The following is a 16458-nucleotide window of genomic DNA, read 5'->3' on the forward strand; positions in this document are numbered from 1 at the left end:
AAAATCTTCGGAAACAAATCCTTCAGGTGTATCAGCAACTGTACCCACCCAGGTACTTTAAGTGGCCCTAACGGGTGTGGTCTGCGGGGACAGACCCGGTGAGACAGCTTCAATCATTTAGTTCTTCGGATTGTGATAACCCTTGTCCGCTGAATCGCGCCCTTTACCTGAGCTAGAGCCTGCCCTGGGAGACCCGTCCAAGGCTAATGTTGATGCGGATGGGGCAGCGGCGATCGCAACGACTGAATCAGCCGCCTCAGACCTGTCCTCTGGCCTGACCTGGCAGGCCCTGTTTGATGCCTCCCCCGATGGCATGCTGATTGCCAACCACGAGGGCATCTTCGTGGCGGTTAATGAAGCCGCCTGTGGGCTGCTCGAGCTGCCCCCTCAGGCCGTCGTGGGCCGACGAATCGCCGATTTTTTGGTGTTTGAGTCCGACTTTGACCGCCTCTGGCAGGAGTTTCTCGCTGCCGGGCAGATGCGGGGTGAACAGCGGCTGCGGCTCAACAGTGGTGCTATCAAAACGGTGGAGTTTGCCGCTACGGCCCATGTCTACCCCAATCACCACCTGTTTATCCTGCGGGACATTACCCAGCGCAAGCAAAGCGACATCGATCGTGACGTGCTCTCCCGCCAGCTCGAGCAGTGGATGATCAGCAGCTCCGAAAAGCTGCAGCGTACCGAGGCCGCCCTGCGACTCCAGCAGCAGCGCATCGACAGCATTCTCAACTCCCTGGAGTGCGTGGTCTGGTCAGTTCACCCTGAGACGCTGGAGACCATCTACGTCAACGCCACCGCCAAAACTATCTACGGGTACGATCCAGAGGCCTTTGTCGCCGACGCCAACCTGTGGTTTAACTGCCTTCACCCGGAGGATGAACCCCTGCTGCGGGACGATATTGAAGCCCTGATGCAGGACGCCAAAATTGACCGCGAGTACCGCATTTTTAGGGCTGATGGCACCGAGCGCTGGGTGCGGGGTCAGGCCCGCCTGGTGCGGAACGCCGAGGGCAAGCCCCTCCGCATCGACGGCACCACGACCGATATTAGCGATCGCAAACGAGCCGAGCTAGCCCTCAAAGACCACCAGGCTACCCAGCAGGTGATCCTAGATGCCATCCCCGACCTGATGATGCGGGTCAACCGCGACGGGTATATTCTCAACCTGATTTCGGGGGGCGAGATTACGCTCTATGGCCCCATTGCGGCCAACGAGCGCCAGTCGGTGTATCAGGATTTCCCCAGGGATCTGGCCGACCAGCGCATGTACTACGTCCGGTTGGCCCTGGAGACGGGCACCCCCCAGCGCTATGAGCACGCCCTGGAACTCAACCACAAGCTGCACTACGAGGAATCGCGGGTAATGCCCCTCAACGCCGATGAGGTGCTGGTGATTGTGCGCGACATTACCGATCGCAAGCAGGCCGAGGCCACCCAGGCCGAACTGAACCAAAAGCTGCAGCTGGTCAACGCCGAGCTGAACCGCCTCGCCACCGTGGACGGGCTGACGGAAATTGCCAACCGCCGCAGCTTTGACCAGGCTCTGGATCTGGAGTGGCAGCGGGCCCGCCGCCAGCAGCGGTTTCTGTCGCTCATCCTCTGCGATATTGACTACTTCAAGCCCTACAACGACAACTACGGCCACCTGGCCGGGGACGACTGCCTGCGCCAGGTGGCACAGGTGCTCAGCTCGGTAGCCCAGCGACCGGGGGATCTGGCCGCCCGCTACGGCGGAGAAGAATTTGTGCTGCTGCTGCCCGACACCACCCTGGCGGGGGCAATCGAGGTGGTTGAAAAAGTTCAGGCAGCGATCGCCCAGTGTCAGATGCCCCACGCCTACTCCCAGGTGTCTGTGTTTCTGACCCTCAGCTTTGGCGTCGTCTGCCATCGCCCCTCCATCAAAGAGCACTCCCCCCGCGAGCTGATTCACCAGGCCGATCTGGCCCTCTACGAGGCCAAGGCCCAGGGCCGCAACGGCTATGTGGTCAGCGATGGCCTGGGGGAGTGATGCACCCTCCAGGCCGGGGAGACGCCTCAGGGCAGCGGCTCGGTGAGCCAAACCACAACGGCGGTACCCTGAGGGGCGCGGGTGGGCACCAGGTTAAAAAACCAGCGTTGATTTTGGCGCACGACCTCGTAGAGCACCCCGCCGCCGTAGTCGGCCCGCTGGGTGCTGCGAAAGCCGCTCTCGCGACTGTTGGCCAGCAGGGCAATAAACACCTGGCTGGGAGTTTGCCCCTCCAGCAGGGCGGTGCGGAGGATGCCGGGTCTATAGCTCCCCTGGCCTGGGGCTGAGCCGTCAAAGAAAGCCTCGGGCTGCTCAACCCGGTCTGGGGTGACGGCCACCGTCGAGCCCCCCGTTCCCTGGAGCTGGCTGAGGACAGTCTGGAGTGCTTCGGTTGGCTCGGCCTGGGCGGCGGCGGGCAAAGCAGGGGTGGGACTGAAGGCCGGGACCGGGTCACTGCTTGGGGAGGCTGGGGCCGTGGCAGGGGACGCGGCGGGGGGTGGTGCAGCCACCTCAGGCAGAGCCGGAGGTGCGGGAATCCCCGAATTCGGTGGATAGCTGCCGACGGCGGGTGCTGGGGAAGGGGGCGGTGGCGGGCTATTGACGGATTGGGCCGTCAGCAAGTCCTCCAGCCGCACTGTGGCGATTGCCTCGCCCGCTTCCTCCCCCTCAACTGGGGAGACAGATCGTGGCCTGGGGTCGGGCCAGGGAGCCGCCAACACCAGGGCATGCAGCAGCACAGAGGCCACCAGCAGCCGGTGAAAGTCGGAACGGATAATCGGGGCCAAATCGTTGTTCAGCATATAGACGCTCGGGGGCAAATCCATGCAGCGATCGCAAACACCCATCCCCCCAAACCGATCTCAACGGTGACAGATCCCGTCGCCGAAAACTGCCACAGCCTATACCAACTAGGTTGGTATTTAGGCGTCAACTCCCCAGTCTGTACCGCTGCTCTAGCGACCCTATGGAACCGCCGCGATCATCACGTTGTTGGACTTCACCACGGCATAGACGGCCTTACCCACAGTCAGGTTCATGCGCTCCACGGAGGATACGGTGATGATCGCCACCAGCTCTACCCCAGGCGCGATCGCCAGGGTGAGTTCGGCATTGACCCCATCAATGGCGATCGCGGTGATTTTGCCCCTCAGCAGGTTGCGGGCGCTGATGGCAAAGTCGCGCTGCACAGCCAGAAACTCCTGCTGATCGCGATCGCTGGCGAAGGGCGCAGCCTCGTCTTCCCCTGGGGTGCTGTCGGGCCGCTGCTCCAGGCCGCGCACCAGCTCCCGCAGAATGTCGGTTTTGCTGCGCTGGGTGCGCTGGCAGTAGTCGTCGAGAATTTTGCGCTCCTCTTCGGAGGCCTGAAAGGTGATCCATCCTTGGCTTTTTCGCGGCATGGCAAAACCCGCAGTGAGGGTATCGACTAATACCAACTTGGTTGGTATATCAATTTATGCTTATGGAGAAAGATTTGCCGGGGAACTAAAGCTGTCGGTCTACAGCTGTAAACCCAACGCTTCGAAACGGTAAATCCATCCCAATTCTCTCTGAAGACTATGAAAAGACGAAATTTTCTCTGGTTCGCCGCCGCCCTGGGCCTCAGCCTGGCCGGCGGCTGGGCGCTTCAGCCCCAGCGACCGCTCACCGCCCAGCCGCCCCTCGCTGCCCAGCGCCAAACCATTCTCCTGGTTTCCGTGGCGGCCAGCCTGCAGGATGTCATGCAGGTGATCCAGGCGGATTTTGAGCAGGCCCACCCGGAGATCGCCCTCAACTACAACTTTGGCTCCTCGGGGGCGCTCCAGCAGCAGATCGAGCAGGGGGCTCCCGTGGATATTTTCATCTCCGCCGGGGTGCCGCAGATGGACGCGCTGGAAACCCAAGGTCTGCTGCAAGCGGGCAGCCGCCACGACCTGCTGGGCAACCGCCTGGTCTTGATTGCCCCCAACGATTCAACCCTGGGGCTGAGCGACTTTAGCGACCTTACCCAGGCCAGTGTCGAGCGGATCTCGGTGGGAGAATTTCGCAGTGTGCCTGCTGGCCAGTACGCCGAGCAGGTGTTTACCAGCCTGGACATTTTGGCAGCCCTCCAGCCCAAGCTAATTTTTGCCAACAATGTGCGGGGGGTGCTGGCGGCGGTGGAGTCGGGCAATGTGGATGCCGGGGTGGTCTACGCTACCGATGCGGCGATTTCTGACCGGGTGACGGTGGTGGCGATCGCCGCCGCTGATTTGCACAAGCCGATCACCTACCCCCTGGCCATCCTGGACGATGCCGCCAACCCCGAAGCCGCCCAAACCTTTGTGGAGTATCTCGTTAGCGATGCCGCCAGGGCCGTATTCGAAGACTTTGGCTTCACCGTGCTGGACTGAGCCCTATGTCTTTCGATCTATCGCCCTTGTGGATTTCCTTCAGGGTCGCCAGTTTGGCCACTGGGGCAGCCTTTTTTCTCGGCATCGCCGCTGCCTACTGGATGCTGGACTATCGGGGACGGGGTAAATCGCTGATTGAAGCGATTTTGGTGGCCCCGCTCGTGCTGCCGCCGACGGTGGTCGGTTTCGTGTTGTTGTTGCTGCTGGGCCGCAACGGGCCGCTGGGGGCAGGGCTGCGATCGCTGGGTGTCAACCTGGTGTTTACCTGGTACGGGGCCGTGATTGCGGCAACGGTGGTGGCCTTTCCGCTGATGTACCGCACCGCCCTGGGGGCCTTCGAGCAGATTGACCCGGCCCTGATTCAGGTGGCCCGCACCCTGGGAGCCCGGGAGGAGCGCATTTTCTGGCGCATTTTGCTGCCCCTGTCGGTGCCGGGACTGCTGGCGGGGCTCACCCTGGCCTTTGCCCGTGCCCTGGGCGAGTTTGGGGCAACGCTGATGGTGGCGGGCAACATTCCAGGCCGCACCCAGACTATGCCCATGGCGATTTATTTTGCGGTCGAGGCCGGAGCGATGCAGGAGGCCTGGGTATGGGTGGCCATCATCCTCACCGTGTCGCTTTCCGGGCTAATCGCGGCCAATCTGTGGCAGGCCCAGCGCCGCGATCGCTACCGCACCGGCCCTGCCCAGAATGGAACATGGAACATCCAAAATCCCGAACAGCCCCCGGCATTTATCCCTAACCCTCCGCCCCTCGCCGCTGCCCCAACGCCGTCTCTTCACGTCGAGCTTCACAAGGCGCTGGCGACCTTTCCCCTGCAGGTGTCTTTCACCGCCGGGGCCGAAGCGCTGGGCATTTTGGGAGCCTCGGGCTCGGGCAAGTCGATGACCCTGCGCTGCATTGCCGGGGTCGAAACCCCCACCAGCGGGCGCATCGTGCTCAATGGGCGGGTGCTATTCGACAGTGACAAGGGCATCAACCTGCCCAGCCACCAGCGGCGGGTGGGGCTGCTGTTTCAGACCTACGCGCTGTTTCCGCACCTGACCATCGCCGAGAACATTGGCTTTGGCCTCCACCATCTGCCCAAATTGGAACGGCGGCAGCGGGTGAGTGGCTGGCTGGCGGCAATGCAGCTGCAGGGGCTGGGCGATCGCTACCCGCAGCAAATTTCCGGTGGACAGCAGCAGCGGGTGGCCCTGGCCCGCGCCCTGGCCCCCGACCCCGAGGTACTGCTGCTGGACGAACCCCTTTCGGCCCTGGACACTTTCCTGCGCAGCCAGGTAGAGCAGCAGCTGTTGACCACCCTGGCCCACTATCGGGGGGTGGCACTGTTTGTCACCCACAACCTGGAGGAGGTATTTCGGCTATGCCCGCAGATCATGGTGATGGCGGCGGGGCGGCCCATAACCCAGGGCAGCCGCCACCAGGTGTTCGAGCAACCGGGAAGCGCGATCGCTGCCCAGATCACTGGCTGCAAGAACTTTTCCCAGGCCGTGCCGGCCTCCCCCACTACCGTGGTGGCCCAGGACTGGGACTGCACCCTGACCGTGGCGCCCCCCCTGCCCACCGATCTCAGCCAGGTGGGGTTTCGCGCCCACCAGGTGCAGTTTGCTACCGATGCCAGCCAGCCCAATACCTTCGCCGCCTGGTTAGTGGCCACCAGTGAAACCCCCCACCGCATGACGCTGTTTCTCAAGCTCCACAGTGCGCCTGACCCAGCTGTCCCCACCCACCACATCCAGGCCGAAGTGCCCAAGGAGACCTGGCATGTCCTCAAGGCACAACCCCTGCCTTGGTTCGTGCAGCTCGCTCCCGAGCGGGTGTTGCTGCTGGGCGATCGCCCGGAGGGCAACCTGACTGAGGGCGATTCGGCTCAGTCGGTGGGTGCGGTGGGTGTATGACGTTTAGTTTGTATGACGTTTAGTTTAGGATTTAGATCATGAAAATTAGCGCTCGCAACGCCATGCTTGGCACCGTTAAATCTGTGGTCCCCGGCATGGTGACCACGGAGGTAGTGATTGAGGTCGCTCCGGGGCTAGAGGTGGCCTCCGTAATTACCAAATCCTCCGCCGATTCCCTCGGCCTCAAGGTCGGGGACTCCGCCTACGCCGTAGTGAAGGCATCCGATGTTATGGTCGCTGTCGATTAGCCTGCTGGACTACCTGCACCCCACGGGCTGGACGAGCTATGCCTACGGGTGGAATGGCTAACCTAGGCTGGTCAGCTCAGCCGACCTTGATGTTCACCGCGCTCTGGCCCAAACTAGAGGTTGGCTTCTCCGTTGTGCCATGACCTCTTTTGACCTCACCCCGGCCACCACGCCCGCCGCCCTCAGCGTGGGCGGCCTCGTCGACTACATCAAGGCGGTGCTGGAGGATGACCCCACCCTGCGCCAGGTGTGGGTAGTGGGGGAAGTCTCCAGCGCCAACCACCACGCCAAGGGGCTATTTTTTACCCTCACTGACCCCGATACCGGAGCCGCCATCAACGCCGTGGCCTGGCGCAGCCAGCAGGCCCGCCTGACCACCCTGCCCACCGTGGGCGACCAGGTGATTGCCCTGGGCACGGTGAAGGTCTACCCCCAGCGCAGCAGCTACCAGCTGACGGTGTGGCAGGTGCTGCCCAGCGGCGATGGGCTCAAGGCCCTGCGCTACCGCCAGCTGCGCCAGCGACTGGCCGCCGAGGGCCTGTTCGACCCGGAATTTAAGCGATCGCTGCCCGCCCTACCCCAGATCATCGCCGTGGTGTCGTCGCCTCAAGCGGCGGCCTGGGGCGACATTCAGCGATCGCTGCGCCACCACCACCCGGGGCTGCACCTGCTGTTTTCCCCCGCCACGGTGCAGGGCGACAGCGCCCCCGACTCCATCGTTGCGGCCATGGAGCGGGTCGCCGCCGACGGTCGGGCCGAGGTGTTAATTTTGGCGCGGGGAGGCGGGGCCAGCGAAGACCTGGAGTGCTTTGACGACGAGCGGGTGGTGCGGGCCGTGGCCGACTGCCCCATTCCGGTAGTGACCGGCATTGGCCACCAGCGCGACGAATCCCTGGCCGATCTGGCTGCCGACGTCTGTGCCCACACGCCCACGGCGGCGGCGATCGCCGCCGTTCCTGCCCTGGCCGATCTGGTTGACGCCCATCACCAGCGAGTTGCCCAACTCAAATCCCTGATGGCCGATCGCCTGCTCGATGCCCACAGCGATATGCACCGCCTGGGCCAGCGACTGCTGCGCACTCGCCTCGACCAGCGGGTGCAGCAGCAGCAGCAGCACCTCAAGCAGCTCCAGCGGCGGCTGGTGCAGGGGGTGCAGGTGGAACTGCGGCAGGCGAGCGATCGCACCGCCGCCCTCCACAGGCACCTGATGACCCTCGACCCCGACACCGTAGTGCGGCGCGGCTACGCCCTGGTGCGCGACGACGCCAGCCAGCTCGTCACCCAGGCCACCGCCACCAGCCCCGGCCAAACCCTCCAAATTCAGCTCGCCCAGGGCCACCTCACCGTCCAAGTCACCCAAATCCACCCCCCACCCCAATAACCCCCCACCTATCCACTCGCCCACCCTCCCACTCATCCACCCTCCCACTCCCCAAAATGCCCAAAAAAACCACCCCTACCGAGCCCTGGAACTACGAAGCCACCGTCGCCACCGTCGAGGGCATCATCGCCGATCTGGAGTCGGGCAATCTGCCCCTGGCGGCGGTGCTGAGCCAGTTTGAGCAGGCGGTGCAGGCACTCCAACAGTGCGAGAGCTACCTGCACGAAAAGCAACAGCAGGTTGACCTGCTGATTGAAACCCTGGCCGACGCCTGAACCTGGCGGGGCCCCTGGAAAACCCGGGAGAATGGTTGAGTAGCGCTACGGGAAATGGCTTAAGTCCCCCATCAAGCCTGATACCCGGAACCCGGAACCCAACACCCCGGCAAACATAGCTCCACATCTGCCAGCCGGTACTAGCCCCCCCTGCCCCACTCCTGTCTCGGCACAGTCTGTAACCCATCCCATTCTCCCGTAGCTCTATGACCCCCGAACACCAGCGTCTAAAGGTGGCCCATGAGGCGCAAACGCCGTGGAAAAAGTGGGGGCCATACCTGAGCGATCGCCAGTGGGGCACCGTGCGCGAAGACTACAGCACCACGGGGGCCGCGTGGAATTATTTCTCGCACCAGCAGTCGCACTCGCGGGCCTACCGCTGGGGCGAAGACGGCCTCGGCGGCATCTGCGACGACCAGCAGCTGCTCTGCTTTGGCCTGGCCCTTTGGAATGGGAAAGATCCCGTCTTAAAAGAGCGCCTGTTTGGCCTCACCGGCAACCAGGGCAACCACGGTGAAGACGTCAAAGAATACTACTTCTACCTCGACAGCACCCCCACCCACAGCTACCTCAAGTTTCTCTACAAGTATCCCCAGGCCGAGTACCCCTACGCCGACCTGGTGGCCGAAAGTGGGCGGCGGGGGTACGACCAGCCCGAGTACGAACTGCTGGATACGGGCGTATTTGCCGACAATCGCTACTTTGACGTGGCGGTGGAGTACGCCAAGGCCGACCCGGAAGACATTGCGATCGCCGTTGAAGTGGTCAATCGCGGCCCCGAGTCAGCCACAGTTCACCTGCTGCCGACCCTGTGGTTTCGCAACACCTGGTCCTGGGGTGAAGACTGCGAGAAGCCGAAATTATCTAAGGGCAAACAACCGTTTTCCCCGACAGGGGATGTTGTGATTGAAGCGACTCACCCCACGCTGGGCAATTACTGGCTCTACTGCGAACTAGCTGATCTGTATTTCACCGAAAACGAGACTAACAATCAAGCTCTATATGGGGCCAAAAACGCCTCGCCCTACGTGAAAGACGGCATTCACAACGCGGTGATTCTCGGCCAGCAGGAGGCCGTCAATACAGAACAGGTTGGGACCAAGGCCGCTCCCCACTACCGACTCGACCTTGCACCGGGGGAACACCGAACGGTACGCCTGCGGCTGACCCACCGCCCCGATCTAGAGCAGCCCCTGGGTTCCGAATTTGACCACATTCTGCAAGCTCGGCGGCGTGAGGCCGACGACTTCTACGCCGCCCTGACGCCCTTTGCGCTGAGTGACGACCAGCGGCAGATTCAGCGCCAGGCGATCGCGGGTCTACTCTGGAGCAAGCAGGTCTACCGCTACGAAGTCAACCGCTGGCTCCAGGGCGACCCCACCCTGCCACCGCCAAACCGCAGTTCCCCCCGCAACACCCACTGGCGGCACCTCGACAGCGGCGACATCATCTCCATGCCCGACACCTGGGAGTACCCCTGGTTCGCCGCCTGGGATCTGGCCTTTCACTGCATTCCGCTAGCGCTGGTCGACCCCGAGTTTGCCAAGCACCAGCTCGACATGCTGACGCGGGAGTGGTATATGCACCCCAACGGGCAGCTGCCCGCCTACGAGTGGGCCTTTGGCGATGTCAACCCGCCTGTGCACGCCTGGGCCACCTGGCGGGTGTACAAAATCGACCAAAAAATGACCGGCAAAGGCGATCGCCCCTTTTTGGAGCGCGTCTTTCAAAAGCTGCTGCTCAACTTTACCTGGTGGGTCAACCGCAAAGACGCCGGCGGCAAAAATGTGTTTGAGGGCGGCTTTTTGGGCCTCGACAACATCGGCGTGTTTGACCGCAGCGCCCCCCTGCCCACGGGCGGCACCCTGGAGCAGTCCGACGGCACCAGCTGGATGGCGATGTACTGCCTCAATATGCTGGAAATGGCCCTGGAACTGGCCATCGACAACCCGGTCTACGAAGACATGGCGACCAAATTCTTTGAGCACTTCATTTACATCGCCGACGCCATGAACCACATCGGCGACGACAAAACCCGCCTGTGGAGCGAGGAAGACGGCTTTTTCTACGACGTGCTGCACCTGCCCCACGGCGATCGCATTCAGCTCAAAATTCGCTCCATGGTGGGCCTGATTCCGCTCTGCGCCGTGATGACCCTCGACCCAGACACCCTGGCCCAGCTGCCCAACTTCACCGAGCGGTTGGAGTGGTTTATTCAAAACCGCCCGGCCCTCAAGCGCAATGTCGCCTGTATGGAAACCAAGGGGCAGCAGGCGCGGCAAATGCTGGCCCTGTGCTACGCCACCCTGGGCCATGTCGAACCGCGCGATCGCCTGCGCCGCCTGCTCGAAAAGCTGCTGGATGAGGCCGAATTTTTGAGTCCCTACGGCATTCGCGCCCTGTCTAAATACCACGCCGAGCACCCCTACAGCTTCCACGCCGATGGCCAGGACTACCGGGTTGCCTACGAGCCCGCCGAGTCGCGCAGCGGCCTGTTTGGCGGCAACTCCAACTGGCGGGGGCCGATCTGGTTTCCGGTCAACTACCTGATCATTGAGGCGCTGCAAAAGTTTCACCACTACCTGGGCGACGACTACCGGGTGGAATGCCCCACCGGCTCGGGCCAGTGGATGAACCTGTGGCAGGTGGCCAGCGACCTATCCCAGCGGCTGATCGCCATCTTTGAGCGCAATGGGGAGGGCTTGCGTCCCGTCAACGGCGGCACTGCCCCCCTCCAGCACGACCCACACTGGTGCGACTACGTGCTGTTTTACGAATACTTCCACGGCGACAACGGGGCCGGGCTGGGGGCCAGCCACCAAACCGGCTGGACGGGGCTGGTGGCCAAGCTGATCCAGCAGCAGGGGGAATACCGGGAGCAAACCCCAGGGGGTTGATGGGAGCGCTGCCCCGAGACCAGGGCTTTAGCGCAGGCTTTCGCAGGCGATGCCGTCGCCGTCGCCATCCAGCCGGTGGGGGTCCCCCGGAAACGCCTCCAGGACGGCCTGGGCCTGGGCCCAGCTGCTGAAGTCGCTGCAGTTGCAGTCGGTGGCAACGCAGGCCGGCAGGGTTTGAGCGGCGGGGGAAGTCGGGGCCGGGACCGTTGGAACGCTGGGGGGCGCGGCCCCTGGAGCCGCAGACCCACCCCGGCGGAAGTCCCAGGGCAGAGTGGGTTGGGGCTGACTCCAAAAATTCAGGCCAGCGGCGCGGGCGGCGGCTTCGGCCTGGCGGTAGTCGGCGGCGGTGGCGGCGCAGCCGTCCAGGTACTGGGTGTAAACAACCGCGTAGCCCTCCCGCACCAGCTGGAGCCCCACCGACTGACCGCCGCTGTAGATTTCGGCCACGGTGCGATCGTAGCGATCGCGCTCAATTGCCCGCACCGTCACCGACTGCCCGGTCGGCAGCAGCTGCCGCAGCCGCAGGGCCGCCTCGGGGCCAAAGGCCTGGTTCGTCTCAGGGGCATCCACACAGGCCAGCCGCAGGGTAATCGTCCCCTCCGGCCCCTGCACCCGCAGCGTATCGCCATCGCCCACCGAGACCACGGTGGCGGTGGGCAGGGTTTTGGCGGCGGCGGCTCGGGCAGCGTAGGCCCGATTGGCTTCGTACTCCTGGCGTTTTTGCTGGGCGATGGCAAAGCGATCGCTGCCGGAGGGAATGGCGCTCAGGTGGGCGATCGCCTGCTGCCAGAGCCCTTCCACCTGGTGCCAGTCGCTGGCAGACTGGGCCGTTTGGGTGGCCACCGCCGCCGCCATTCCCTGCTCCAGAGCCTGGCGATAGTGCGGCTCCCCTGCATCTTCCGAGGGAGCGACCCCGGCTTGGGCGGAGTCAGGGGAGGCCGTTGCCAGCGGCTCGGGGGCGATCGCCCGGGAGCTATTTTCCAGGGGCCGGGTCGAGCAGGCAGCTGTCAGAGTCAGTAGGGCCAGGGCGGCTACCCGCGCGACGGAAGCGGCTCGCGATCGTAACTCACAGGGTTGGGGCATCGTTGGGACTCAGCTCATAGTCAATGCAAAACTGTCACCCTGTATACCAAGAGTACTCGCAATCTGATTGGGTAGCCCTACGGCAACAATCCATACTCAATTCACCCCGGCTAATTCCAGCTGGACTGGGCCAACACCGGTTGTGCCTACCCGAGCCCCCTGCTTCAAACTGAGGTTGGGCGATTCGAATTTCGGTTTACTCCGCCTGGCCCACGGGGTTTCCCACAGGTGGGGCCCATCGGCTGGGCTATCCGTGAGTTAAACCAAACCCCTCACTCGAAGCGCTGGCTGGCGGCATTCCATGTCAGCAAGTCATAGCCCCCGCTCCGGTGCACCAATAGCCCCGTGGGACCGCCGAGGGTAGGGTTGGTCAGCGCCACCAGCGATTGGGGCGACACCAGATCGGTGTAGAGCACCTGATTGTCTGAGTTTAAAATCACAGTTTTGGGGAATGTTCCCTCCACCGAGGCACCCCACTGGGCCAGCTGGGCCAAGCCCGCCTCATCCCAGGTCAACACCCGCTCGGGCCGCCCGTCGGCGGTCAGATCCAGGCTGTGCTGGGCCAGATTGGCCAAGGCCCCGGCAAACTCGGCGGGGGGCGGCTGACGGCCAAACAGACTCAGCTCTATGGGATTGCCGATGAGTTTAGGGTCTGGACGCTGGCGCTGGCTGGCATTGAGCCAGGTCAGCGCCCCCTGGGAAAAGACCAGCGGCGGCAGGGCCGTGGTCGTGGCGGCGGGGCCGGTGGCCAGCAGCGTGGGCCGGCCGTCAATGACGGACAGCCCACGCACAGTGAGGGGAACGGGCTGTCCGGTGGTGGGGGTAACCCAGCGCAGCAGCTGGGGCGATGCCTGAACGGCGGGCTGCACCATAGCCCAAATGGCCTCTGGGCTGGCCTCCGGGGGCACAGAAACATGGCCGCGCTGCCAGGCTTGACGCCGATGCACCGCCCGCAGCTCCACCTGGTACCACTGGCCCAGGGAGGCGTCGAGGGTCTGTCCTGGGGCGGCAAAGCCCGCCTGGGGAGTGCCGGTGGGCTGGGCCTGACCGACCAGGCTGTCGAGGGGAACCAGGGTGGACACCTGGGCTGCCGACGGTTGGCCGGGAGCGCGATCGCCCTGGGGGGCCGGGCCATTCCTTACCGCGGCGACGGTTTGCTCCTGGGGCCTGTCTAGCGCCGCCAACAGCCGCGTCAGCCGCTGCCGGGTAGCGGTGGGTATCGACTGGCGCGTCAGCCAGTCCTGGGTGGCACCATCCAGGCTGGTGGGCTGATTCTGCTGAGCTTTGAGGGTCAGCCCTCCCCATACGTAGACAGCGGGGTCGGGGTCGGGGAGAGCTGCAGCGGCGCTGATGCGGTTCCACATTCGGCCGCGATCGGTGGCGAGGCGGCTGAGCAGGGTGGGCAGCAGGGTGGGAGCAGTTTCTAGCTGGGTCAGGGCCGCCTCCCAGCGACCGTCGATCAGCAGGGCCAGCACCTGCTGGGTGGGCGTGGACCAGTCCTGGTCGGCCTGCTGACGAGTGATGGCCGCATGGCGTTCGGCCAGCCGCAGCTGGGCCTCCGCCGCGGGGGGCCAGCCCTGATCAAGTGTGCCTTTCAGGTCGCTCAGGGCGGTGACCGCCAGGGGCCAGAGGCCGCCTCGGGCCAGGCGCAGCGCCTGCTGGTAGGCTCCGGCCCTGGCCCCCGCGTCCGCCGGGACACGCACCCAGGACACCGGCTGCAGGCGCGGAGTGGTTCCCTCCATCACCTGCCACCCCCGCAGGGCAGGCTCCAGCCCCACGGTTTCATCAACAATCAGATCGCTGGGGCCATCGCCATCCAGGTCGGCCCATTGGGGGAGGCGGTTGGCAGGACTGGTCCAGGGTTGCAGCAGGGCCAGCCGCTGGTTGTGAGGGTCGTAGTGCAGCAGGTGGCCATAGCGCAGCGTTAACCCCTGCTGCCGCCAGGTGCCCTCCAGGGTCAGCCAGCGGCCGGCCGTGGATACCGGTGGGGCGGGCAAGGGCACCACCTGGGTCAGGGGAAACGTCGATGGGGCAGCGGTGGGGGCCTGGGTGCTGTTGAGCCAGGGCACCAGCACCAGGTCCTTGGACAGGGGGGAAATGGCCAGGGTGGCGATCGCCCTCAGGTCGTCCTCGCTGCCGCTGCCCTGGAGCAGGGTGAGGGCAACAATGGTGTCGGAGTCGGCCTCCAGCACCGGGATCACCAGGACGGTCGTGCCATCGGCACCGGCATCCCCCAGGGCCAGCGGTTCGCCCAACCGCTGCTGAGCCACCGCCACCTGCCGCCGCAGGTCGGCCAGGCTGGTGGCCGGGGGCAGGGCAATCTGCTGCGATCGCTGCAGCCGTGCCAAAACCTGGGGCAGGGCCTCCGGATCGAGCATCAGTCGCAGCCCCAGCCGAAAGCTCAGCCCCAGCAGCGCCAGACCCGCGCCAAAGCCAACCAGGGCCAGCAGCACCCCCAGCCAGCGCCACCGCCGAGGGCGCGACCTGACCCACACCTGAACCGAACCAGGCGCACTGGAGCTAGGGGTCTGGGGGCGTAGCGAGGGGCGAGGGGGCATAGGTGGTGAGCAATTCACCTGCAACTTTATCGCAGGATACGGCCTGGGGTACGGAATTGTAATCTCCAGACCGCTGTATTTTTGGCGGCGATCGCCTGGGGTGGCCTCACAAGGCGGGGGCGCTAAACGTTGTATTGCCGTCGCGAGGGGGAAAGCTGACATTGCCAGCCCAACACCCATAGGCCCCTAGCCATGATGTCTTTCTTAAAACAGTTAGCCTCTAGCAAAATTCAGACGCGGATCTTTATTGGGTACCTGGGCGGGGCGATCGCGCTGGTCACGGTCGGGGCACTGATGTACAGTGCCGTGGGCCAGGTTCGAAGCCGGTTGATCTCGGTCTCTGCGTCGCAGAAGCAGCTGTCCCGCGCTCACCAGATCCTCTGGCTAGACGAAGTCCTGACCCAGTCCATGCGCAACTACGTACTGACCCAGGACAGCCAGTGGCAGGAGCGCTACGACATCCATTTTGACCCCCTGGAAGAGCTGATCATTGCCGCCCAGGCCAATGCCGCCAACCCCAACGTTGAGGCACTCTTTGAGCAGCAAAAGGGGCTGAACGACACCCTGGCTGAGCTGGAGACCGAAGCCCTGGAACGGTTGAATGCAGGGCAGCCTGACCAGGCCCTGGCCGTGCTGGACGGGCCTGAGTACCAGCGCACAAAAATAGCCTATACCGGCACGATTGAGAGTTTCCTAAACGATTCTCAAACCGGGCTGGCCGCCGTCGAGAGTGACCTCAACCAGACTCTGAATGTGGCCTCTCAGCTGGCGCTCTACATCCTGTGGGGCAGTATTTTAATTGGGCTAGGCGTGGTTGGTCTGGCCTACTACCTGGCCGGTCGGATCACAAAGCCCATTGTCGCTACGGCGGCGATCGCCAAACAGGTGGCCGCAGGCGATCTATCCGTCCCCATTCCAGAGGGGAAAGACGACGAAATTGGTCAAATGCTGACGGCACTCAAGGCGATGACAGGCCGCCTGTCCACCATTATTCAGGACGGGCAGCAGTCGGCCCACCGGATGCTGGAAATGTCCGATCAGCTCAATGCAGCGGCCCAGGACCTGGCCTCAGGCAATTCAGAGCAGGCCGCCAGCGTGGCTCAGACAACGGCAACCATTCAGGAAATGAACGCGATTATCAATCACAACGCCCAACAGGCTGAGCACACCTACCAGTCGGCGATTCAATCCGTCGCCATGGTCGATGAGGGGGAAAAGGCGGTCTCTGAAACGGTGCAAGTCCTCCAGGACATGATCGCTAAAATCAAGCTGATTGAAGACATCGCTGCGAAAACCAACATGCTGGCCCTCAACGCCACGATCGAGGCCGCCCGCGCTGGAGAAGCAGGTAAGGGGTTTGCCGTGGTCGCCCAGGAAGTGCGCAATCTGGCCGAGCACAGCCGCAGTGCCGCCGAGGAGATGACCGCTCTAGCCGATCGCAGCATGGTGGTCAGCAAACGCACCGGCGACCTGTTTAAGCACATTGTCCCCAGCATTCAGCAAACCTCGGAGCTCATCGCAGAAATCACCCGATCGAGCCTGGAGCAAAACAGCGGCATTGCCCAGATCAATAGCGCCATGGTGCAGCTTGACGAGGTGACCCGGCACAACGCTACCGCCGCCGCCCAGGTGGCCGACTCCAGCCAGAGCACCGCCGCCCAGGCCGAGCAGTTACAGCAAACCATGGGCTACTTTCACCTCAAGACCACGCCCATGTCGCTCTAAAATATGGGTTTAT

General features: G+C 63.8%; 12 protein-coding genes. 8 read left to right on the plus strand and 4 right to left on the minus strand.

Annotated features, from left to right (window positions below):
* Positions 1-142: 142 nt before the first annotated feature.
* A complete protein-coding gene (locus NF78_RS27930; protein ID WP_052049659.1) occupies positions 143-2008 on the plus strand; it encodes a diguanylate cyclase domain-containing protein in 1866 nt (621 codons plus the stop codon).
* Between the two features lie 26 nt (positions 2009-2034).
* Here NF78_RS27930 and NF78_RS02475 read toward each other — a convergent pair whose 3' ends face one another.
* Both NF78_RS02475 and NF78_RS32115 read right to left on the minus strand, forming a co-directional pair.
* Complete coding sequence (locus NF78_RS02475) at positions 2035-2832, minus strand: hypothetical protein (RefSeq protein WP_156119612.1); 798 nt, start codon at positions 2830-2832, stop codon at positions 2035-2037.
* Positions 2833-2970: 138 nt separating this feature from the next.
* On the minus strand, positions 2971-3405 hold the full coding sequence (locus tag NF78_RS32115) for a TOBE domain-containing protein (protein WP_035984694.1): 435 nt from the start codon (positions 3403-3405) through the stop codon (positions 2971-2973).
* 159 nt (positions 3406-3564) lie between these two features.
* Here NF78_RS32115 and modA point away from each other — a divergent pair, with 159 nt between their 5' ends.
* The 6 genes from modA (at position 3565) to NF78_RS02510 (ending at position 11079) form a co-directional block, all read left to right on the plus strand.
* Complete coding sequence (gene modA, locus NF78_RS02485; RefSeq protein ID WP_035984695.1) at positions 3565-4377, plus strand: molybdate ABC transporter substrate-binding protein; 813 nt, start codon at positions 3565-3567, stop codon at positions 4375-4377.
* Between the two features lie 5 nt (positions 4378-4382).
* On the plus strand, positions 4383-6278 hold the full coding sequence (modB, locus tag NF78_RS02490) for a molybdate ABC transporter permease subunit (protein ID WP_052049662.1): 1896 nt from the start codon (positions 4383-4385) through the stop codon (positions 6276-6278).
* A gap of 38 nt (positions 6279-6316) precedes the next feature.
* On the plus strand, positions 6317-6526 hold the full coding sequence (locus tag NF78_RS02495) for a TOBE domain-containing protein (protein WP_035984696.1): 210 nt from the start codon (positions 6317-6319) through the stop codon (positions 6524-6526).
* A 139-nt stretch (positions 6527-6665) separates the two neighbouring features.
* The gene (gene xseA, locus NF78_RS02500; protein WP_035984697.1) at positions 6666-7907 is read left to right on the plus strand and encodes an exodeoxyribonuclease VII large subunit; all 1242 of its coding nucleotides are present in this window, start codon (positions 6666-6668) and stop codon (positions 7905-7907) included.
* A 56-nt stretch (positions 7908-7963) separates the two neighbouring features.
* The gene (gene xseB / locus NF78_RS02505) at positions 7964-8182 is read left to right on the plus strand and encodes an exodeoxyribonuclease VII small subunit (RefSeq protein ID WP_035984699.1); all 219 of its coding nucleotides are present in this window, start codon (positions 7964-7966) and stop codon (positions 8180-8182) included.
* 206 nt (positions 8183-8388) lie between these two features.
* Positions 8389-11079 carry an MGH1-like glycoside hydrolase domain-containing protein gene (locus tag NF78_RS02510; protein ID WP_035984701.1) on the plus strand — a complete coding sequence of 897 codons (2691 nt, stop codon included), beginning with the start codon at positions 8389-8391 and terminating at the stop codon, positions 11077-11079.
* 27 nt (positions 11080-11106) lie between these two features.
* Here NF78_RS02510 and NF78_RS28865 read toward each other — a convergent pair whose 3' ends face one another.
* Both NF78_RS28865 and NF78_RS02520 read right to left on the minus strand, forming a co-directional pair.
* Positions 11107-12162, minus strand: a complete 1056-nt coding sequence (locus tag NF78_RS28865) for a thermonuclease family protein (RefSeq protein WP_225885210.1) — start codon at positions 12160-12162, stop codon at positions 11107-11109.
* Between the two features lie 272 nt (positions 12163-12434).
* A complete protein-coding gene (locus tag NF78_RS02520; protein WP_156119613.1) occupies positions 12435-14720 on the minus strand; it encodes a hypothetical protein in 2286 nt (761 codons plus the stop codon).
* A 192-nt stretch (positions 14721-14912) separates the two neighbouring features.
* Here NF78_RS02520 and NF78_RS27940 point away from each other — a divergent pair, with 192 nt between their 5' ends.
* Complete coding sequence (locus tag NF78_RS27940) at positions 14913-16445, plus strand: methyl-accepting chemotaxis protein (RefSeq protein ID WP_052049664.1); 1533 nt, start codon at positions 14913-14915, stop codon at positions 16443-16445.
* Positions 16446-16458 lie beyond the last annotated feature (13 nt).

The sequence above is a fragment of the Leptolyngbya sp. KIOST-1 genome, assembly GCF_000763385.1.
Lineage (GTDB): Bacteria > Cyanobacteriota > Cyanobacteriia > Phormidesmidales > Phormidesmidaceae > Nodosilinea.